Origin of the sequence: Agromyces sp. NPDC057679, assembly GCF_042799635.1 — a bacterium.
In the GTDB taxonomy this organism is placed as follows: Bacteria; Actinomycetota; Actinomycetes; order Actinomycetales; family Microbacteriaceae; genus Agromyces.
On the sequence record NZ_JBHVIK010000001.1, the window covers coordinates 1101550 to 1119800 of the forward strand.

Below are 18251 nucleotides of genomic sequence, written 5' to 3' on the forward strand. Positions count from 1 at the left end.
GCGTGCCAGCACTGGAATCTCACGCGACGGCATGCTCAGTCAGGGTGCTCCGGGCCTCGCGCGCGAGTTCCTCGGCCACCGCGTCGAGCAGGGGCGAGCTGAGGTTCCACTGCTGCCAGTGGAGCGGCACGGCGACGGGCGTGCCGCCGAGCCGCACGAGCTCGCCGCGCTCGAGCTCGGCCGACGACTGGAACTCGGGCAGCATGCCCCAGCCGAGGCCGAGCTTCACCGCGCTCGCGAAGTCGTTCGACGCGGGCACGTAGTGCCGCGGGGCGCGCTCGGGGTCGAATCCGGCGGCCTCGAGCGCGTCGTGCTGCAGATGGTCGCGCCGGTCGAAGTCGACGAGCGGTGCGTGCACGAGCCAGTCGGGCAGCACGGATGCCACGGGCTCCGCCCCGCGGGCGTCGCCGCGCCCGGCGGACCACCGGGCGATGTACGCCGGCGTCGCCACGGCCTCGTAGCGCATGACCCCGAGGGGGCGCACGAGGCATCCGGCCACCGGGGTGGCCTGCGAGGTGACCGCCCCCATGACGGTGCCCGACTCGAGGAGCCCGGCCGTGAAGTCCTGGTCGTCGCGGTGCAGGTCGAAGACGACGGGATGGGCCAGCGCGACGCGGGCGAGCGCGGGCAGGAACCAGGTGGCGAGCGAGTCGGCATTCACGGCGAGCGGGATCGTCACCGGCCGGACCGAGGCGGATCGGGCGCGGGGGTCCGCCGCGGCACCGCCCGCACGGTCGGCGTCGGAATCGAGCCCGAACTCGGCGAGCGCATCGTGCTCGAGGAGCGCCAGCTGGCGGGCGAGCCGTACGACCGCGGCACCTGCTTCGGTCGCCCGAGCGGGCTTCGAGCGCACGACGAGCACCCGGCCGAGCTGCTGCTCGAGGGTCTTCACGCGCTGCGACACCGCCGACGGGGTGAGCCGCAGCCGTCGGGCGGCCGCGTCGAAGGTGCCTTCGTCGATGACGGCGGCGAGCGTGCGGGCGAGGTCGAGTGGAATCTGCATCTGAAGCAACGCTAACGGTTCTGAAGGATCTTGAGCTGGATTCATGAGAATTCCCCTCGTAGCCTCGTCCCATGCCCCTCTCCTCCGCGCTCGCCGGCCTCGGCCTCGGCCTCTCGCTCATCGTCGCGATCGGTGCGCAGAACGTGTTCGTGCTGCGCCAGGGCATCCGCCGCGAGCACGTCTTCGCCGTCGCGGCGATCTGCGCGCTGAGCGATCTCGCGCTCATCTTCGTGGGCGTCTCGGGCATCGGCGCGGTGCTCGCCGCGGTGCCGTGGCTCGTCGAGGTCATCCGCTGGGTGGGGGCCGCGTTCCTCGTCGGCTACGGGCTGCTCGCGGCCCGGCGTGCGCTGAAGCCCGGCGGCGAGGCGCTCGTCGCCGACACCCCCGAGATCAGTGTTTCTCAGGACCCGGCCCTCGAAACGCGAGCTTCTCAGGACGAAATGCCGCGATCGAGCTCGATTCATGTGGTCGCTCCTGAGAAACACGTGATGGCTCCTGAGAAACGATCCACCCTCACGGTGGCACTGCTCACCTGCCTCGCGCTCACCTGGCTGAACCCGCACGTCTACCTCGACACGGTGTTCCTGCTCGGCTCGGTGGCGAACAGCCACGGCGACGGGCGCTGGGCGTTCGCCGCGGGCGCCGGGGCCGCGAGCCTCGTCTGGTTCTTCGCCCTCGCGTACGGTGCGCGCCTCCTCGGCCGGGTGCTCGCCACCCCGCGGGCCTGGCGCATCCTCGACGGGGTGATCGCGGTGGTCATGTTCGCCATCGCGGCCTCGCTCGTGCTGCCCCACTGATCGGGAATGGCGAGGTCGTCCGCGACCGTGCTACCGTGTCCGACATCGTGAGCACCTTCACCTGTCGCTGCTGTCGCCGCTAGGCGGTCGTCTCCCCGACGACCCCAGGGCGCGATTCCCCGCGCCGCCGACCGCAGCCCCGTGCTCACGCCGCATCCGACGCGTCCGCGTCAGCTCCGTGGCATCCGCCTCGAATCGACCCCGCATCGATCTCGAACCGGATGCCGCCCAGCCGACGTCAACGGATGCCGGGGCCGCCGCGTCGTCGGCGCACCATCCGGCACTCGAAAGGACCATCCCATGTCCGGCATCCCCGTTCTCGACCTCTCCCTGCTCAACGGCACGACCGAGCAGCAGGCGCAGTTCCGCGACGACCTCCGCCGCGCGACGCACGAGGTCGGCTTCTTCTCGCTCATCGGCCACGGCGTGCCGACCGAGCTCATCGACCGCGCCTACGCCGCAGCCCGCGCGTTCTTCGCGCTGCCCGAGTCGCACAAGCTCGCGATCGAGAACGTGACCAGCCCGCACTTCCGCGGCTACACCCGCATGGGCGGCGAACGCACGCTCGGTCGCGTCGACATCCGCGAGCAGATCGACCTCGGCGCCGAACGCCCGGCCGTCCCGATGACGGCCGACACGCCCGACTACTGGATCCTCGAGGGGCCGAACCTGTGGCCCGAGGCGCTGCCCGAGCTGCGGGCCGTGTCGGAGGAATGGATCGCCCGGCTCGACGAGGTGGGCACGCGGCTCCTGCGCAGCTGGGCCGAGGCCCTCGGTGCGGCACCCGACACCTTCGACGCCGCCTTCGAACGCCCTTCGCCGTACCTGAAGATCGTGCGCTACCCCGGCGTCTCGGCCGAGCAGCCCGCGCAGGGCGTCGGCGCGCACAAAGACCTCGGCGTGCTCACCCTGCTCTCGGTCGAGGACGGCAAGGCCGGCCTGCAGGTCGAGAAGGACGGCGAGTGGATCGATGTCGTCGCCCCGTCGGGCGCGTTCATCGTGAACATCGGCGAACTGCTCGAGATCGCCACCGACGGCTACCTCAAGGCGACCAAGCACCGCGTCGTCTCACCCGAGCCGGGTACCGAGCGCATCTCGATCCCGTACTTCCACGGCCCCGCGCTCGACGCCGTCGTCCCGACGATCGAGCTCGCCCCCGAACTCGCCGCCGAGGCGCCCGGCATCACCCGGGACCCGGCGAACCCCCTGCACGCGGTCTTCGGCGAGAACTGGCTGAAGAGCCGGCTCCGCGCCCACCCCAACGTCGTCGAGGCCCAGCACCCGAGGCTCCTCGTCAGCGCCTGAGCGCACGGGAAGGCCGGCATCCACCGACCGGTGGATGCCGGAATCGACCCGTCGGACGCTGCCGCCGGAGCGGCCCTGCTGCCACGCTGGGGCCATGACGAAGAACGACGCGGCCGTGAGCGTGCGGGAGCTCCGCAAGCAGTACGGCCAGAAGACCGCGGTCGACGGGGTGAGCTTCGACATCCGCCCCGGCGAGACCTTCGCGCTGCTCGGGCCGAACGGCGCCGGCAAGTCGACCACCATCGAGATCCTCGAGGGGTACCGCAACCGCACCGGCGGCGAGGTGAGCGTGCTCGGCGTCGACCCGGCGAAGGGCGGCCTCTCCTGGAAGGCCCGGCTCGGCATCGTGCTGCAGTCGACCGGCGAGACGGGGCTCGTGACCGTCGCCGAGCAGCTGAGGCACTTCGCGGGGTTCTATCCGAACCCGCGCGACGTCGACGAGGTCATCGCGGCCGTCGGCCTCGAGCCGCAGGCGAAGACGCGCATCGCGAAGCTCTCGGGCGGGCAGCAGCGGCGCGTCGACGTCGCGCTCGGCATCATCGGGCGCCCCGAGCTCCTCTTCCTCGACGAACCGACGACGGGCTTCGACCCCGAGGCCAGGCGCCGTTTCTGGGAGGTCGTCCGAGGGCTCAAGGCCGAGGGCACCACGATCCTGCTCACGACCCACTACCTCGACGAGGCGGCGCAGCTCGCCGACCGCGCCGGGGTGATCGCCGGCGGCCGGCTCGTCGACCTCGGCGGCATCGACGAGATCGGCGGCGCCGACGCGCGGGTGCCGCTCGTGCGTTGGCGCGACGCGGGCGGCGTGCTCCGCGAGGAGCGCACGCACGAGCCGGGGCGGGTCGTGGCCTCCGTCGTGGCATCCTTCGGCGGCGAGCCCGCCGACCTCGAGGTGATCCGTCCGAGCCTCGAGGACATCTACCTGCAACTCGTGCGCAGCGCCGACGGCGCTGCCGAACCCGAGGAGGTGCTCGCATGAGCACGGTCGCACTGGGCGCTTCGCGCATCGGCTACGAGACCAAGACGTACTTCCGTTCGTTCGACACCCTGTTCTTCACCTTCCTCTTCCCGTTCGTGATGCTCGCGATCTTCACGGCCGCGTTCAGCGCGCAGGGCGAGGTCGGCCCTCCTGGGTCGGAGATCTCGATCGCCGCCTACTACCTGCCCGGCATGATCGCCGCCGGCATCCTGCTGTCGGGCGTGCAGAACCTCGCGGTCGACATCGCCCTGGAGAAGAGCAACGGCACGCTCAAGCGCCTCGGCGGCACCCCGTTGTCGCCGGTCGGCTACTTCCTCGGCAAGATCGGGCAGGTGTTCGTGACCGGCACGCTGCAGGCGGGCCTCCTGATCCTCGGCGGATGGCTCGTGCTCGGCATCGACATGCCGACCGAGCCCGAGAAGTGGCTCACCTTCGCGTGGGTGTTCGTGCTCGGGCTCGTGACCTGCGCCCTCGTCGGCATCGCCCTCTCGGCGGTGCCGCGCAGCGGCAAGAGCGCGACCGCCGTCGTGATCCCGATCGTGCTGCTGCTGCAGTTCATCTCGGGCGTGTACCTGCAGTGGAACATGCTTCCGACCTGGCTGCAGGACATCGCGAGCCTCTTCCCCCTCAAGTGGATCGCGCAGGGCATGCGGTACGTGTTCCTGCCCGAGGGCTGGGAGGTGCTCGAGCAGAACGAGTCGTGGAACCTGCCCGGCGTGGCGATCGCGCTCGGCATCTGGCTCGTGGTCGGACTCGTGCTCAGCCGGATCACGTTCCGCTGGATCCGGCGGGATGCCTGAGCCTCGCGGGCTTCCCGGGCACCGTGATCGCCCCGTGAGAGCATGACGACATGCTGAACCGCCGCTGGTGGGACCTCGGCGCACTCGCGGTCGCCGCGGTGACGGTGCTCTTCGGGCTCGCCGAACCGCCCTACGGCCCAGGCGACTGGGGCGCGTGGGCGGTCTCGGCCGTGTTCCTGGTGCTCTACTTCGCCTATCTGCGCGGCGGCATCGGCGGCGAGGACGCGACGCGCCACGTCGTCATCACGATCGTGCTCGCGGCCGTCGTCGGAACCGGCGTCGCCTACGACCCGAGCGCGTCGATCCTGCAGGCCTTCGCCTACCCCTTCATCTGGATCACGGCGCCGTCGACGCGGCGCGCGATCATCGCCAACGTGGTGATCGCGCTCGCGCTGCTCGTGGGGTATCTCGTGCACTTCGGACTCGGCGGCTGGCTCGCCGGCCTCACGGTCGCGGGCCTCTCGCTCGGCTTCAGCCTCGCGCTCGGCCTCTGGATCACGCACATCGCCGAGATCGGCGAGGAGCGGATCAGGCTGTACGACGAGTTGCAGGCGGCGCAGGGCCAGCTCGCGGCGATGCACCGCGATGCGGGCGTCAACGAGGAGCGGGCGCGGCTCGCCCGCGAGATCCACGACACGATCGCGCAGAGCCTCACGGGCCTCGTGATGGTGGCCCAACGCGCCGAGAACCGCCTCGCGCCCATCGATGGGGAGGCGGCGGCCGCGGCGCGCGGCGACGTCGAGCTCATCGAGCAGATGGCGCGCGAGGCGCTCACCGAGGCCCGCGGCCTCGTCGCCTCGCTCGCACCGGTCTCGGCCGACGGCGGCCTCGCCGCCGCGCTCGGCCGGCTCGGCGCCGCCTTCGAACGCGAGACGGGGGTGCGGGTGAGCATCGAGGCGGATGCCACGGGGCTCGACCGCGAGCTCGAGGTCGTGCTGCTGCGGTGCGCCCAGGAGGGGCTCGCGAACGTGCGCAAGCATGCGCAGGCGACCCGGGCCGAGATCGCGGTGCGGGCGTCGGCCGAGCGGGTGGAGCTGACCGTGCGCGACGACGGCGTCGGACCCGCGCGCGCAGGCGATCCGGCCGAGCCCGGCAGCTTCGGGCTGGCGGGCCTGCGCGACCGCGCGGCGCTCGTCGGCGGTGCGTTCGAGTTCGGTGCGGCCCCGGGCGGCGGTGCGCTGCTGCGGGTGACCGTGCCGCGGAAGGAGCGGGGATGAATCCGATCCGCGTCGTCGTGGCCGACGACCACCCGATCGTGCGGGCGGGCATCGTCGGGCTGCTCAGCACGGCCGCCGGCATCGAGGTCGTCGGGGAGGCGTCGGACGGGGCCGAGGCGGTGGAACTTGCCCGCACCGAGCATCCCGACCTCGTGCTCATGGACCTGCGCATGCCCGGGGTGGACGGCGCCTCGGCGACCGCCGAGATCGTCGCCGAGGTGCCCGGCACTCGGGTGCTCGTGCTGACGACGTACGAGACCGACGAGCACATCCTGTCGGCGATCGAGGCGGGTGCGGGCGGGTACCTGCTGAAGGCGGCGCCGCAGGAGGAGATCCTCGCGGGGATCCGCGCGGTGGCGGGCGGCGAGACCGTGCTCGCGCCGTCGATCGCCGCGAAGCTCGTCGCCCGCGTGCGCGCGGATGCCGCGGAGCCCGCGGATGCCGCGCCGTCGCTGTCGCCGCGCGAGCTCGAGGTGCTGCGCCTCGTCGCGGCCGGCCGGTCGAACCCCGAGATCGCGCGCGAGCTGTTCATCGGCGAGGCGACGGTGAAGACGCACCTGCTGCACATCTTCGAGAAGCTCGAGGTGAACGACCGCACCCGCGCGGTGACCCGGGCGATGGAGCTCGGCCTGCTCTGATTTTGCACTCTTGATCGGATAGTGCAAAATTGCACTTCATGAGCGAGAGTGCAACGAAACCCGAGGGCGTCCGCGCGCAGCGCCGGGAGCGCACCCGCCGCGAACTCACCCGGCAGGCGCGCCTCCTCACCATGGAGCGCGGCCTCAGCGGATTCACCGTCGAAGAGCTCTGCGAACGCGTCGGGGTCTCCCGCCGAACCTTCTTCAACTACTTCCACGCGAAGGACGACGCGGTCGTCGGCCACCGCGACGACACGCTCGACGAGGAGGCCCTCACCGAGTTCGTGAACGCGCGTCCGGCCGGGGCCACCGGCATCTCGTCGACGCTCATGAGCGACCTCGTCGCCCTCGCGGTCGCGAGCATCCCCTTCGACGACGAGCACCCCGACGACGAGCCGAACCCCGAGATGCTCGTCGAACGCGAGCCGCAGCTGCTCCCCAAGTTCATGCGCGAGGGCGCCGAGCTCGAGCGCAGGATGACCGGCGTCATCGAGTTCCGCGAGAGCCTCGCCCCCGGCGACCCGCGGGCCGCCATGGCGGTGCAGCTCATCGGCACGATCGTTCGCGCATCCGCCGCCCGCTACTTCGCCCCCGGCAACACCACCGACTTCGGCGCCCTGCTCCTCGACTCGCTCGACTCGGCACGCGCCCTCTTCTCCCCCACCCCCGAAGGAACCGAATGACCACCGCACCGCCCGCCCCGGCCGCGCCGCTGCTCCTCACGAAGCGACGCATCTGGATCATCTTCTCGGCGCTCATCGCCGGCATGCTGCTCTCGAGCCTCGACCAGACCATCGTCTCGACCGCGATGCCGACGATCGTCGGCGAGCTCGGCGGCGTCGAGCACCAGGCCTGGATCACCACCGCCTACCTCCTCGCGACGACCATCGTCATGCCGATCTACGGCAAGTTCGGCGACGTGCTCGGCCGCCGCAACCTCTTCCTCATCGCGATCGCGCTGTTCACGGTGGCCTCCATCGGCGCCGCGTTCGCGCCGACCTTCTGGGCCTTCGTCGCGTTCCGCGCCATGCAGGGACTCGGCGGCGGCGGGCTCATGATCCTGTCGCAGGCGATCATCGCCGACATCGTGCCGGCCTCCGAGCGCGGCAAGTACATGGGCCCGCTCGGCGCGATCTTCGGCCTCTCGGCCGTGGCGGGGCCGCTCCTCGGCGGCTACTTCGTCGACCACCTCACCTGGCAGTGGGCGTTCTACATCAACATCCCCATCGGCATCGCCGCGTTCGCCATCGCCTGGTTCACGCTGACCCTGCCGAGCAAGAAGGCCACGCACCGCATCGACGTGCTCGGCGTCATGCTGCTCTCGGCCGCGACCGTCTGCCTCATCTTCTTCACCGACTTCGGCGGCAGCGCCGAGCACGGCTGGGACGCGATCGAGACCTGGGCCTGGGGCGTCGGCCTCCTCGCCGCCGCGTGCGCGTTCGTCTGGGCCGAGGCCCGGGCGGAGGACCCGATCATCCCGCTCTCGCTCTTCAAGAACCCGGTGTTCATCAACGCGACCGCGATCGGCTTCACCCTCGGCATCGGCATGTTCTCGGCCATCGCGTTCGTGCCGACGTTCCTGCAGATGTCGTCGGGCACCTCGGCGACGGCGTCGGGCCTCCTGATGCTGCCGATGATGGCCGGCATGATGGGCACCTCGATCTGGTCGGGCATCGCGATCTCGAAGTCGGGCCGCTACCGCGCGTTCCCGATCGCGGGAACCCTCGTGACCGCGGCGGCGATGCTCGCCATGACGACGCTCTCGGCCGACACCCCGATCTGGCTGATCTGCGTGTACCTGTTCGTCTTCGGCGCGGGCCTCGGCCTCATCATGCAGGTCGTCGTACTCGTGGTGCAGAACGCCGTGCCGGCCACCCAGGTCGGCACCGCGACGAGCACGAACAACTACTTCCGCGAGGTGGGCGCGTCGCTCGGCGTCGCGATCTTCGGCGCGATGTTCACGACCCGGCTCTCCGAGAACCTCACGAAGATCTTCACCGACGCCGGCGCGAGCTCCGCGCAGGCCGGCGACGCGATGTCGACGCTCGACCCGCAGCGCCTCTCCGAGCTGCCGGACCCGGTGCGCGACTCGATCGTGACGGCCTACGCCGACTCGCTGGCGCCCGTGTTCTGGTACCTCATCCCGTTCATCCTCGCGGCGTTCGTGCTGGCGCTGTTCCTCAAGCAGATCCCGCTCTCCGACGAGGCCGGCATGGTCGCTCGCGGCGAGGCGATCGCCGGCGACGAGGCGGATGCCGCGGAGCAGGCCCTGCGGGGGCGCGGCACGGTGGTGACGGGGCCGGCCGACGACGGCGAGGCGGTCTCCTCGGCGACGGGGTCGACGCCCGCCCAGGGCTGACCGGCACCCATTCGGTGCGGTGCATGCGGATGCGCCTACGCTTGACGTGGCATCCGCATGCACCGCTGGAACGACGGGCCGAGCCCGTCGTCGACGCATGCTCGATGGCCTCGAGAGGCTCGCATGACCCCGTATGAACACCGCCCCTGGCTCGCGCACTACGCCGAGGGGGTGGCGCACACCATCGAGGAACCGACCCAGACCCTCGTCGACATGATCGACGACGCCGTCGGCCGGTTCCGCCGTCGCACCGCGCTCGAGTTCTTCGGCGCCGAGACGAGCTACGACGAGCTCGGCGAGCAGATCGCCCGGGCCGCCGAGGGACTGCGTCGGCTCGGCGTGGAGGCGGGCGATCGCGTCGCGATCGTGCTGCCGAACTGCCCGCAGCACGTCGTCGCGTTCTACGCAGTGCTGCGGCTCGGCGCGATCGTCGTCGAGCACAACCCGCTGTACACGCCGCCCGAGCTGCGGCACCAGTTCGAGGACCACGGGGCGAAGGTCGCGATCGTCTGGAACAAGGTCGCCGACACGGTCGCGGAGTTCCCCGGCGACATCCGGCCCGACCACATCGTCGCGATCGACCTGACGCGCGCGTTCCCGTTCGGCAAGCGCCTCGCGCTCCGGCTGCCGATCCCGCAGGCGCGCCGCTCGCGCGCGGCGCTCACGACGACGCCGACGGCGCACGGCCTCGTCGCCTGGGAGCGCCTCACCTCGCGACGCCCGCTCTCGAAGCGGCACCCGCGCCCCGGGCTCGACGACACGGCCGTGCTGCAGTACACGAGCGGCACCACCGGCACGCCGAAGGGCGCCGTGCTGAGCCACCGCAACCTGCGGGCGAACGCGATGCAGGGCCGCGCCTGGGTGCCCGGCCTCACCGAGGGCGACGAGGTCTTCTACGGGGTGCTCCCGCTGTTCCACGCCTACGGCATGACCCTCTGCCTCACCTTCGCGATGAGCATCGGCGCGCGGCTCGTGCTGTTCCCGACGTTCGACTCGAAGCTCGTGCTCGACGCCGCGCGGCACTCGCCGCCGACGTTCCTGCCGGCCGTGCCGCCGATCTACGACCGCCTCGTGCGCGACGCGGTGAAGCACCCGCGCGCACTGCGCAACATCCGATTCGCCATCTCGGGGGCGATGAGCCTGCCGATCGCGACGGTGGACCTGTGGGAGAACGCGACCGGCGGACTGCTCGTCGAGGGCTACGGCATGACCGAGTCCTCGCCGATCACCCTCGGCAACCCGATGGGCCCGACCCGGCGCCCCGGCACGGTGGGCGTGCCGTTCCCGAGCACCGAGATCCGGGTGATCGATCCCGACGACCCGAACGTCGACCTGCCCGAGGGCGAGGCCGGCGAGCTGCTGGTGCGCGGGCCGCAGGTGTTCCAGGGGTACTGGCGGCGGCCCGCCGAGACCGCGGAGACCCTGCTGCCGGGCGGCTGGCTGCGCACCGGCGACATCGTGCGCGTCTCGGGCGAGGGCTTCGTCACGATCGTCGACCGCCGCAAGGAGCTCATCATCACGGGCGGATTCAACGTCTCGCCGTCGGAGGTCGAGGTCGCGCTCCTCGCACACCCCGACGTGCGCGGGGCAGCCGTCGTCGGCCTCCCCGGCCGCTCGGGCGGTGAGATCGTCGCCGCCGGCGTCGAGCTCCGCGAGGGCGCGGTGTTCGACGAGACGGCGCTGCGCGACTTCTGCCGGGCGAGCCTCACGCCGTACAAGGTGCCCAAGCGCATCGAACCCTTCGACGAGCTGCCGCGCTCGCTCATCGGCAAGGTGCTGCGCCGCGAGGTGCGCGACGCCCTCCTCGAGCGGTAGCCCGCGCGGGTTGCGAGGTGCGCGGATGCCTCAGAGCAGGCGCCGCGCGTTCGCCCACGCCGTCAGCTCGTGGCGGCTCGAGAGCTGGAGCTTGCGCAGCACGGCCGAGACGTGCGTCTCGACCGTCTTCGTCGAGATGAAGAGCTCGGCGGCGACCTCCTTGTAGGCGTAGCCGCGGGCGATGAGCCGCATGACCTCCTGCTCGCGCGCCGAGAGGCGGTCGAGCTCGTCGCTCGCCTGCGCGGTCTCGCCGACTGCGGCGCCGAATGCGTCGAGCACGAAGCCCGCGAGCTTCGGCGAGAACACGGCGTCGCCGCCCGCGACGGCGTGCACGGCACGGCTGACGTCGGCGCCCGAGGAGCCCTTCGTGATGTACCCGCGGGCCCCGGCGCGGATCACGCCGACGACGTCCTCGGCCTTGTCCGAGACCGAGAGCGCGAGGAACTTCGTGCCCGGTACGGCGTTCGCCGCGCGCCGGATCACCTCGGCCCCGCCGCTCGTGCCCGCGGGCACCGCGACCCCGGGCAGGTGCACGTCGAGGAGGACGACGTCGGGCGAGGCATCCGTCACCGCCCTGACCGCCGACTCGACGTCGTGCGCCTCGCCGACGACCTCGATCGTGTCGTCGAGGTCGGCCTTCAGGCCCGACCGGAAGATCGAATGGTCGTCGACCACGACGACCCGCACCCGCTCAGCCACGGCTCGCCTCCCCGTTCACGCGCTCGGCCGGGAAGCGCAGGCGCACCTCCGTGCCGACCCCGCCGGCACCCGGCGCGACCGAGCCCGAGCCGCCGGCCCGACGCATCCGACCGATGATCGACTCGCGCACACCGAGCCGGTCGCCCGGCACCTCGGCGAGGCTGAAGCCCGGCCCGCGATCGCGCACGAACACCTCGACCGCCTCCTGGCTCGACTCCACGTACACCGACACCTCTCCCCCGGCGTGACGCGCCGCGTTCAACATCGCCTCTCGCGCCGCCGCCGCGAGTTCGCCGCTCGCCCGCTCGCGGATCTCGCCGACGACGACGACGTCGACCGTCACCGCGTAGTCGATCTCGAGCGCCGCCCCGAAGTCCCGGAGGTCGGTGCCGAGGTCGCTGTCGGCCGGGCCGTCGCCCGCGAACAGCCAGTCGCGCAGCTCCCGCTCCTGCGCCCGGGCGATGCGGGCGACCTCGCTCGTCGCGCCGGCCCGATTCTGGATGAGCGCGAGGGTCTGCAGCACCGAGTCGTGCAGGTGCGCGGCGATCTCGCTGCGCTGCTCCTCGCGGATGCGCTTCGTGCGCTCGTCGCTGAGCTCGCGCCACTGGGCGAGCAGGGTCGGCAGGTAGACGAGCGCGATGCCGGTGAGCGCGGCGAACGCGGCGACGAAGGTCGGCACCGGGTACCACGATGCGGTCGACCCGAGCACGAGGGCGAGCGCCGTGACCGCGAGCAGCACGGTCGCGACGACGCGGATCGCGAGTTCGGCGCGCGGCCCGCGCTCGGGGTCGGGGCGGTCGACGAGCGTCGCCCACGCCCCGGCGCCCGCGGCCAGCGCGACCCCGGCGGCGACGAGGCCGAGCCAGGCGACGAGGCCCTCACCACCCGATTCGACGACGCGCCCGGGGGTCGCCCACGCGACGATGAGGCACACCGTCGCGGCGACGATCAGGATCCACGCGACCGGCGCGCGCCGGGTCGGCTGCTCCTCGCCCTCCCGCCAGGGGGTCAGCGCCCACAGCCAGAGGTAGAGCAGCAGCCCGGCTCCGCTCGCGAGGCTCGTCACGACGAACGCCGCGCGCACGATCCAGACCGGCCAGCCGAGGTGCTCGGCGAGCCCGGCCGCGGTTCCCGTCGCGAGGCAGTCGCGCGGACGCGTCATCCTCGGCGGCGCCGAGGAGGTCGCCGAGGCGGCCTCCTCCGGCACCGCGCGCTCGTCCATGACTGCAATCCAAGCAGACGGCGAGGCCGAGGCCCCGGGCCGGGAGCCGACGATCAGGGTCGAATCAGGGATCCACCCCATGGCGGGCGGCCCCGCCCCGCTGCCAGCATCGAAGCATGGAGACGAACCAGACCGCCCCAGGGGCCGGCCCAGCGCCGGAGGATGTGCAGGGGGACTCCACGTCCGCCGGCCAGCAGGCCGACGGGGCGGTCGGTTCGTCTCCGAACGGCCCGGATGCCACGGGCCCCGGCTTCTACGCCTGGCTCCGCCGGCTCGGGGTGCCGCGACGGGCCGGCTGGCTCGGCGGCGTCTGCGCGGGCGTCGGCGCCCGACTCGGGATCGACCCGATCATCGTGCGCGGCATCGTCGTCGTGCTCGCCGTGCTCGGTGCGCCGTTCGTGCTCGTCTACGCGATCGCCTGGCTGCTGCTGCCCGACGTCGAGGGCGAGATCCACCTCGAGCGCCTCACCCGCGGCATCGTCGACCCCGCGGTCGTCGGCATCGCGGTGATGGGCGTCATCGGGTTCATCCCGCTGGTGCAGGGCGGATGGCTCGGCTGGCGCTGGTGGCCCGACTGGCAGATCGCCGACCCGGTCTTCGGGTTCGACCTCACCTGGCCGTTGCGGGTCGTCTGGGGCCTGCTCGTCGTCGGCGCGATCGTCTGGTTCATCGTCTGGCTCGTTCGTCGGGCCTCCACCAGCTCCCCGGCCGGCGGGGCGCCGCGAATGGCTTCCGCGTCGAGCGCCGCCGGCACGGGGCCCATCGTCGCCGACGCCGGTGGCGCCGGCACGGCAGCACCCGCCGGTTCGGCCGCCGCGTTCGCAGCCGGCGCGGCGACCGCCGGGGCATCCACCACCGCCCCCGACGCACCGCCCGCGACGACCGAACCGCCGGTGCCCGCCGAGGGCGCCGACGCGGCCGCGATCGCCGACTGGCGGGCCCAGCACGAGGCCTGGCGCGTCTCGCACGCCGAGTGGAAGGCCGGTCAGGCGGAGGCCGACCGGGCCGCGCGCGAGCAGGCCGCCGAGGAGACGCGGGCCCGCGCACTCGAGTTCCAGGCACAGGCGACCGCCGCCCGTGCCGCACGCAGGGCGAGCCGCCCCCGAGCGAGCGCCGCGTACGTGTTCACCCTGCTCGGCATCGCCGTCGTGACCGGCGCGATCACGGCGATCTGGGCCTTCGGCGACCCCGAGACCGCGGCGTTCAGCACCGCGATCGCCCTCGCCGCCGCGACTCTCGTGCTCTCGTTCGGCATGGTCGTCGCGGCCCTCCGACGCCGCCGCAGCGGCATCCTCGCCACGCTCACCGCGGCGAGCCTCGTGGCGATGCTCGTGAGCACCGCGGTGTCGGCCTTCGCCCCGTACGGCACGCTCGTCGCCCCCAACCAGTCGATCTCGCTCGGCTACCCGCAGCAGCTCCTGCAGCCGGTGGGCGACGCGTACGTCTCGGTCGGCTCGTACGACGGCTACCCGAACGACGCGCAGGTGATCACCCTGACCCAGGGCACCGGCGACACCTACATCACCGTCGACCCGAACACGTCGATCGTGCTCGACGCGAGCGAGGCAGGTGCCATCAGCTACACCGTCTGGGACGCCGACGGCAATCCGTCGCAGCGGCAGTTCGGCGACGTCGACCGCCGCATCCTGGTGCTCGGCGACGTGGCGGCCGACGACACCGAGGGCACGACCGCCGACGCGCGACTCGTCCTCCGGCAGAACAGCGGATCGGTCTTCATCGAGGTCTTCGAATGAACGGAGCGAACATGCCCGAGCCCACGCCCGACGAGCGCCGCGACGACACCGAGCGGCTCGCCGAGACGGCCCGTCTGGACAGCACAGCCCGCCTCGACGAGACCGCTCGTCTCGACGACGGCATCGAGACGCTCGCCTTCGACCGAGTGCTCGCCGACGACGCCCCGCTGGTGCCGCCGCCCGCACCCGCACCCGGCGACCGGCCCACCGCGACCGCGACCTCCTCGACCGGTTACGTCACCGCGACGGCGAGCGCCCCGCTCCCCCGCCCGACCGTCCGCTGGGGCGCGCTCGTCTGGGCGCTGCTGTTCGGCACGATCGCCGGGTTCACGCTCTGGACGCTCGTCGACCTGCAGCACCGCGACGACGTGCTGTTCTGGATCGCCGCGGTGCCGATGCAGCTCGTGCCGCTCTACCTGCTCGCCGTGGTCGGCGTCGTCGTCGCGCTCTTCGGCATCGTCGGGCTCATCCGCCGGGGCGAGCGCCAGCGCCGCGCCGCGCGCGGCTGACCCGCCGCGGCATCGACGGCGTCAGCCCCTCACCAGACGGGCAGCTCGCGGTCGCCGAGCGGGGTGAGCTCGGACGGCATCGGCCAGGCGAGCTCGAACCGCATGAGCGGGATGTCGATCGCGCCGAAGTCGTCCTTCTTGACCACGATGCGGTCGGTGCTCACCTCGGTGATGCGCACCCGCAGCTCGGAGCCGTCGTCGAGCCGCAGCACGTACGGGTCGGCGAGGTAGCCGATGCCGTGCGCCTCGAGCTGCTCCTCGCCGGCGAGCCAGTCGACGGCGCCGCCGAGCTCGCGACCGAGCAGGTCGACGGGCACGAACCCCTCGCCCTCGGGGCGCAGCCAGCCGACGAGCTCACCGTCGGGGCGGCGGTGTTCGATGAAGTCGGTGCGGTCCACCCGTCCGACCCTAGTGCGACTCGTCCGCTCGGCTAGAGTTCGATGCCCACGAGCACGGGTTCGGGGCGCAGCACGATGCCGAACTCGGCCTGCACGCGCTGCTGCACGAAGCGCGCGAGCTGCGCGAGCTCATCGGCGCTCGCGTCGCCCCGGTTCGTGAGCGCGAGCGTGTGCTTCGACGAGATCGCGGCGCGCGACCCGGGCAGGGCGAACCCCCGGGTGATGCCCGAGTGCTCGATGAGCCACGCGGCCGAGAGCTTCACGAGCGGCCCGGGGCCGGCGGCCTCCGCCGGCGCCTCGGTATCGGATGCCTCGAGCTCGGCCTGCAGCTCGAGGAACGCGTCGAGCGGGGTGCCCGAGGCGATCGTCGAGAGCGGCGTCACCTCGTCGGGCTCGTCGGGCTCGAGGTACCAGCGCGGCGCGTCGGCCGGCATCGCGCGGGCCGTGCGCTCGGTCACGATCGGGTTGGTGAAGAACGAGCCCGCACTCACGGAGTCGGGGTCGTCGGCGTCGAGCACCATGCCCTTCGAGGCGCGCAGCGCAAGGACGGTCTCGCGCACCCGCGCGATCGGCACCCGGTCGCCGAGCTGCACGTTGAGGGCGCCGGCGAGCTGGGCGTAGGCGATCGGCTGCCCCGGCGCCTCGCCGAGCACCGCGAACTCGGAGGCGGTGTCGTGGAGCTCGAGCTCGACCGAGACGACGATGCCGCGAAGCCCCTGCTTCAGCACCGAGGTGCGGTAGCCCAGCTCGAGCTCGTCGGCGGTCATGCGCCGCGGGCGCTCGGCGCCCTCGTCGAGGAACTCGATCGCGACGAGCGTCGACGCGAGCTCCTGGCCGTAGGCGCCGATGTTCTGCACGGGCGCGGCACCGACCGAACCCGGGATGCCCGAGAGCGCCTCGAGGCCCGAGTAGCCGTGCTCGACCGTCCACGCGACGAGGTCGTCCCAGACCTCGCCGGCCTGCACGCGGAGGCGCGCGACGTCGTCGCCCTCGCCTGATCGGGGCAGCACCTCGATGCCCTTCGTCGCGACGCGGATGACGGTGCCGTCGAAGCCCTCGTCGCCGACGAGCAGGTTCGAGCCCCCGCCGAGCGCGAGCCACGGGTCATCCGACGACCAGGCCCCGGTGGCGAGGTCGACGAGGTCGCGCTGGGTCGTCGCGGTGACGAGCCGGCCGATCGGCCCGCCGACCCGCAGGGTCGTGAGCTCCGAGAACGAGGTGGCGCCGCTCATGTCAGCCGAGCGCGACGCGAACCTGCGCCTTGCCGAGCACGGTGTCGTCGCCGAGCTTGACGGTGAGGTCGATGCGGGCGACGGTCGCCGCCTCGTCGAGCTGGCCGACCTTGGCCGAGACGGTGACGAGGGCGCCGTCGACGGGGTCGACGACGACCGGTCGGGTGAACCGCACCTGATAGTCGGCGACGCGGCCGGGGTCGCCGGCCCAGTCGACGACCGGCTGCACGGCGAAGCCCATCGTGAGCATGCCGTGGGCGAGCACGCCGGGCAGGCCGACCGACGCGGCGACGTCGTCGCGGTAGTGGATCGGGTTGAAGTCGCCCGAGGCGCCGGCGTAGCGCACGAGCGAGTCGCGGGTGAGCGGGAACTCGCGCTCGGCGATCACGTCGCCGACGGCGAGGGAGGCGAAGTCGGGGGCGGCCATCAGTCTTCTCCTCGGATGACGAGCGTCGAGATCGCCGTGACGACGTGCTCGCCCGCGGCATCGGTGATCGCCGTCTCAGCGGTCACCATCGAGTGGGCGCCGAGGCTCTTCACGCTCGCGACCGTGAGCGTCGCGGTGAGCAGGTCGCCCGCGACGATCGGCCGGGTCGAGGTGAAGCGCTGGTCGCCGTGCACCACGCGCGAGAAGTCGATGCCCGCGTCGGGGTCGGCCAGCAGCTGGGCGAGCGAGTGCTCCTGCACGACGACGGCGAAGGTCGGCGGGGCGACGACGTCGGCGTAGCCGGCGGCCGCGGCGGCCTCGGGGTCGAGGTTGATCGGGTTCGTCGCGAACACGGCGCGGGCGAACTCGCGCACCTTCTCACGGCCGACGAGGTACGGCTCGGTGGACGGGTAGACCCGCCCCTGCAGCTCGGGGTTCAGTGACACCCGGACAGTCTATTCGGGGCGGGTCGACCGTTCAGCGCTTGCCGCCGCCGAGCAGGCCGCCGAGGAGGTCGCCGAGACCGCCGCCCGAGCTCGAACCGCCCGAGCCGCCGCCGAGCAGTCCGCCGAGGAGGTCGCCGAGACCGCCGCCCGAGCTCGAACCGCCCGAGCCGCCCGCGCCACCGCCGAGCAGGCCGCCGAGCAGGTCGCCGATGCCGCCGCCGGAGGCCTCGTTCTCGGCCGGCGCGGCCTGCTTCTGCTGGAACTGCTTCGCGAGGAAGCTCATCACGATCGGCGCGAGGATCGGGAGGAGCTGCCCGATGAGGTTGCCCGCCCCGCCCTCTTTCGTGTCGAGCGCCTTCACGACCTGGTCGGTGTTGCCGCCGAACACGTTCTTCACGATCTTCTCGCCGTCGGCCTCGTCGACGTCGGCGAGGTTCACCCCGCCCTCGACGAGCTTCGGGTCGTGCTTCGCGACGGCCTTCTCGAGCGACGCCGCGCCCGCGGGGTCGGCGGCGTTGGCTCCCATGCCGGCGAGCAGCGCGGGCAGCGCGTCGCCGACGGCCTGCTTCGCGGTGGCCTCGTCGACCCCGAGCTTGGCGGCGATGTCGCCGATCGGGAGGTCGGCGATGATGTCGTCGATTGCGGCCATTT

Annotated in this window: 19 protein-coding genes; 11 read left to right on the forward strand and 8 right to left on the reverse strand. The window is 72.5% G+C overall.

Annotated elements, in window-relative coordinates:
- Positions 1-19: 19 nt before the first annotated feature.
- Positions 20-1003, reverse strand: coding sequence for a LysR family transcriptional regulator ArgP (locus ACFVAJ_RS04935; protein WP_376941687.1), 984 nt, complete (start codon positions 1001-1003; stop codon positions 20-22).
- A gap of 71 nt (positions 1004-1074) precedes the next feature.
- On the opposite strand from ACFVAJ_RS04935, the gene ACFVAJ_RS04940 reads away from it, so the two are divergent.
- From ACFVAJ_RS04940 to ACFVAJ_RS04980, 9 genes are all read left to right on the forward strand, one after another.
- The gene (locus tag ACFVAJ_RS04940) at positions 1075-1800 is read left to right on the forward strand and encodes a LysE/ArgO family amino acid transporter (RefSeq protein WP_376941688.1); all 726 of its coding nucleotides are present in this window, start codon (positions 1075-1077) and stop codon (positions 1798-1800) included.
- 300 nt (positions 1801-2100) lie between these two features.
- Complete coding sequence (locus tag ACFVAJ_RS04945) at positions 2101-3105, forward strand: isopenicillin N synthase family dioxygenase (protein WP_376941689.1); 1005 nt, start codon at positions 2101-2103, stop codon at positions 3103-3105.
- 94 nt (positions 3106-3199) lie between these two features.
- Positions 3200-4084, forward strand: a complete 885-nt coding sequence (locus tag ACFVAJ_RS04950; RefSeq protein ID WP_376941690.1) for an ABC transporter ATP-binding protein — start codon at positions 3200-3202, stop codon at positions 4082-4084.
- On the forward strand, positions 4081-4884 hold the full coding sequence (locus ACFVAJ_RS04955; RefSeq protein WP_376941691.1) for an ABC transporter permease: 804 nt from the start codon (positions 4081-4083) through the stop codon (positions 4882-4884). The genes ACFVAJ_RS04950 and ACFVAJ_RS04955 overlap by 4 nt, the downstream gene beginning before the upstream one ends.
- A 50-nt stretch (positions 4885-4934) precedes the next feature.
- Positions 4935-6101, forward strand: a complete 1167-nt coding sequence (locus ACFVAJ_RS04960) for a sensor histidine kinase (protein WP_376941693.1) — start codon at positions 4935-4937, stop codon at positions 6099-6101.
- Positions 6098-6739 (forward strand): response regulator, encoded by a 642-nt coding sequence (locus ACFVAJ_RS04965; RefSeq protein WP_376941695.1) that lies wholly within the window; start codon positions 6098-6100, stop codon positions 6737-6739. Before ACFVAJ_RS04960 ends, ACFVAJ_RS04965 begins: the two co-directional genes overlap by 4 nt.
- Before the next feature lie 38 nt (positions 6740-6777).
- The gene (locus ACFVAJ_RS04970) at positions 6778-7422 is read left to right on the forward strand and encodes a TetR/AcrR family transcriptional regulator (protein ID WP_376941697.1); all 645 of its coding nucleotides are present in this window, start codon (positions 6778-6780) and stop codon (positions 7420-7422) included.
- Positions 7419-9098, forward strand: a complete 1680-nt coding sequence (locus ACFVAJ_RS04975; RefSeq protein ID WP_376941699.1) for an MDR family MFS transporter — start codon at positions 7419-7421, stop codon at positions 9096-9098. Before ACFVAJ_RS04970 ends, ACFVAJ_RS04975 begins: the two co-directional genes overlap by 4 nt.
- Positions 9099-9221: 123 nt before the next feature.
- Positions 9222-10913, forward strand: a complete 1692-nt coding sequence (locus tag ACFVAJ_RS04980) for a long-chain-fatty-acid--CoA ligase (protein WP_376941701.1) — start codon at positions 9222-9224, stop codon at positions 10911-10913.
- A gap of 30 nt (positions 10914-10943) precedes the next feature.
- Here ACFVAJ_RS04980 and ACFVAJ_RS04985 read toward each other — a convergent pair whose 3' ends face one another.
- Positions 10944-11612, reverse strand: a complete 669-nt coding sequence (locus ACFVAJ_RS04985) for a LuxR C-terminal-related transcriptional regulator (RefSeq protein ID WP_376941703.1) — start codon at positions 11610-11612, stop codon at positions 10944-10946.
- On the reverse strand, positions 11605-12834 hold the full coding sequence (locus ACFVAJ_RS04990; protein WP_376941705.1) for a PspC domain-containing protein: 1230 nt from the start codon (positions 12832-12834) through the stop codon (positions 11605-11607). The genes ACFVAJ_RS04985 and ACFVAJ_RS04990 overlap by 8 nt, the downstream gene beginning before the upstream one ends.
- Positions 12835-12950: 116 nt before the next feature.
- Between ACFVAJ_RS04990 and ACFVAJ_RS04995 the strand changes: the two genes are divergently transcribed.
- Together ACFVAJ_RS04995 and ACFVAJ_RS05000 are read left to right on the forward strand one after the other, a co-directional pair.
- Positions 12951-14588 carry a PspC domain-containing protein gene (locus ACFVAJ_RS04995; RefSeq protein ID WP_376941707.1) on the forward strand — a complete coding sequence of 546 codons (1638 nt, stop codon included), beginning with the start codon at positions 12951-12953 and terminating at the stop codon, positions 14586-14588.
- Positions 14589-14599: 11 nt separating this feature from the next.
- Complete coding sequence (locus tag ACFVAJ_RS05000; protein ID WP_376941709.1) at positions 14600-15097, forward strand: hypothetical protein; 498 nt, start codon at positions 14600-14602, stop codon at positions 15095-15097.
- A gap of 29 nt (positions 15098-15126) precedes the next feature.
- On the opposite strand, the gene ACFVAJ_RS05005 is transcribed toward ACFVAJ_RS05000, so the two are convergent.
- Genes ACFVAJ_RS05005 through ACFVAJ_RS05025 form a run of 5 tightly spaced genes read right to left on the reverse strand, consistent with a single transcriptional unit; the run spans position 15127 to position 18249 of the window.
- Complete coding sequence (locus ACFVAJ_RS05005; RefSeq protein WP_376941711.1) at positions 15127-15495, reverse strand: hypothetical protein; 369 nt, start codon at positions 15493-15495, stop codon at positions 15127-15129.
- Positions 15496-15527: 32 nt separating this feature from the next.
- Positions 15528-16727 (reverse strand): UDP-N-acetylmuramate dehydrogenase, encoded by a 1200-nt coding sequence (locus tag ACFVAJ_RS05010; protein ID WP_376941713.1) that lies wholly within the window; start codon positions 16725-16727, stop codon positions 15528-15530.
- 1 nt (position 16728) lies between these two features.
- Positions 16729-17154: a MaoC family dehydratase gene (locus tag ACFVAJ_RS05015; protein ID WP_376941715.1), complete on the reverse strand. Its 426-nt coding sequence runs from the start codon at positions 17152-17154 to the stop codon at positions 16729-16731.
- The gene (locus ACFVAJ_RS05020) at positions 17154-17600 is read right to left on the reverse strand and encodes a MaoC family dehydratase N-terminal domain-containing protein (RefSeq protein WP_376941716.1); all 447 of its coding nucleotides are present in this window, start codon (positions 17598-17600) and stop codon (positions 17154-17156) included. The genes ACFVAJ_RS05015 and ACFVAJ_RS05020 overlap by 1 nt, the downstream gene beginning before the upstream one ends.
- A 31-nt stretch (positions 17601-17631) precedes the next feature.
- Positions 17632-18249, reverse strand: a complete 618-nt coding sequence (locus ACFVAJ_RS05025) for a DUF937 domain-containing protein (RefSeq protein ID WP_376941718.1) — start codon at positions 18247-18249, stop codon at positions 17632-17634.
- Positions 18250-18251 lie beyond the last annotated feature (2 nt).

Excerpts from the sequence above, each read along its gene's own strand:
- ACFVAJ_RS04970 (WP_376941697.1), top strand. The coding sequence starts at position 6,778 with ATGAGCGAGAGTGCAACGAAACCCGAGGGCGTCCGCGCGCAGCGCCGG.
- ACFVAJ_RS05015 (WP_376941715.1), bottom strand. The coding sequence starts at position 17,154 with ATGGCCGCCCCCGACTTCGCCTCCCTCGCCGTCGGCGACGTGATCGCC.
- ACFVAJ_RS04935 (WP_376941687.1), bottom strand. The coding sequence starts at position 1,003 with ATGCAGATTCCACTCGACCTCGCCCGCACGCTCGCCGCCGTCATCGAC.
- ACFVAJ_RS04955 (WP_376941691.1), top strand. The coding sequence starts at position 4,081 with ATGAGCACGGTCGCACTGGGCGCTTCGCGCATCGGCTACGAGACCAAG.
- ACFVAJ_RS04990 (WP_376941705.1), bottom strand. The coding sequence starts at position 12,834 with ATGGACGAGCGCGCGGTGCCGGAGGAGGCCGCCTCGGCGACCTCCTCG.
- ACFVAJ_RS04945 (WP_376941689.1), top strand. The coding sequence starts at position 2,101 with ATGTCCGGCATCCCCGTTCTCGACCTCTCCCTGCTCAACGGCACGACC.
- ACFVAJ_RS04995 (WP_376941707.1), top strand. The coding sequence starts at position 12,951 with ATGGAGACGAACCAGACCGCCCCAGGGGCCGGCCCAGCGCCGGAGGAT.
- ACFVAJ_RS05010 (WP_376941713.1), bottom strand. The coding sequence starts at position 16,727 with ATGAGCGGCGCCACCTCGTTCTCGGAGCTCACGACCCTGCGGGTCGGC.
- ACFVAJ_RS05000 (WP_376941709.1), top strand. The coding sequence starts at position 14,600 with ATGCCCGAGCCCACGCCCGACGAGCGCCGCGACGACACCGAGCGGCTC.
- ACFVAJ_RS05025 (WP_376941718.1), bottom strand. The coding sequence starts at position 18,249 with ATGGCCGCAATCGACGACATCATCGCCGACCTCCCGATCGGCGACATC.
- ACFVAJ_RS04950 (WP_376941690.1), top strand. The coding sequence starts at position 3,200 with ATGACGAAGAACGACGCGGCCGTGAGCGTGCGGGAGCTCCGCAAGCAG.
- ACFVAJ_RS04940 (WP_376941688.1), top strand. The coding sequence starts at position 1,075 with ATGCCCCTCTCCTCCGCGCTCGCCGGCCTCGGCCTCGGCCTCTCGCTC.
- ACFVAJ_RS04975 (WP_376941699.1), top strand. The coding sequence starts at position 7,419 with ATGACCACCGCACCGCCCGCCCCGGCCGCGCCGCTGCTCCTCACGAAG.
- ACFVAJ_RS04980 (WP_376941701.1), top strand. The coding sequence starts at position 9,222 with ATGACCCCGTATGAACACCGCCCCTGGCTCGCGCACTACGCCGAGGGG.
- ACFVAJ_RS04965 (WP_376941695.1), top strand. The coding sequence starts at position 6,098 with ATGAATCCGATCCGCGTCGTCGTGGCCGACGACCACCCGATCGTGCGG.
- ACFVAJ_RS04960 (WP_376941693.1), top strand. The coding sequence starts at position 4,935 with ATGCTGAACCGCCGCTGGTGGGACCTCGGCGCACTCGCGGTCGCCGCG.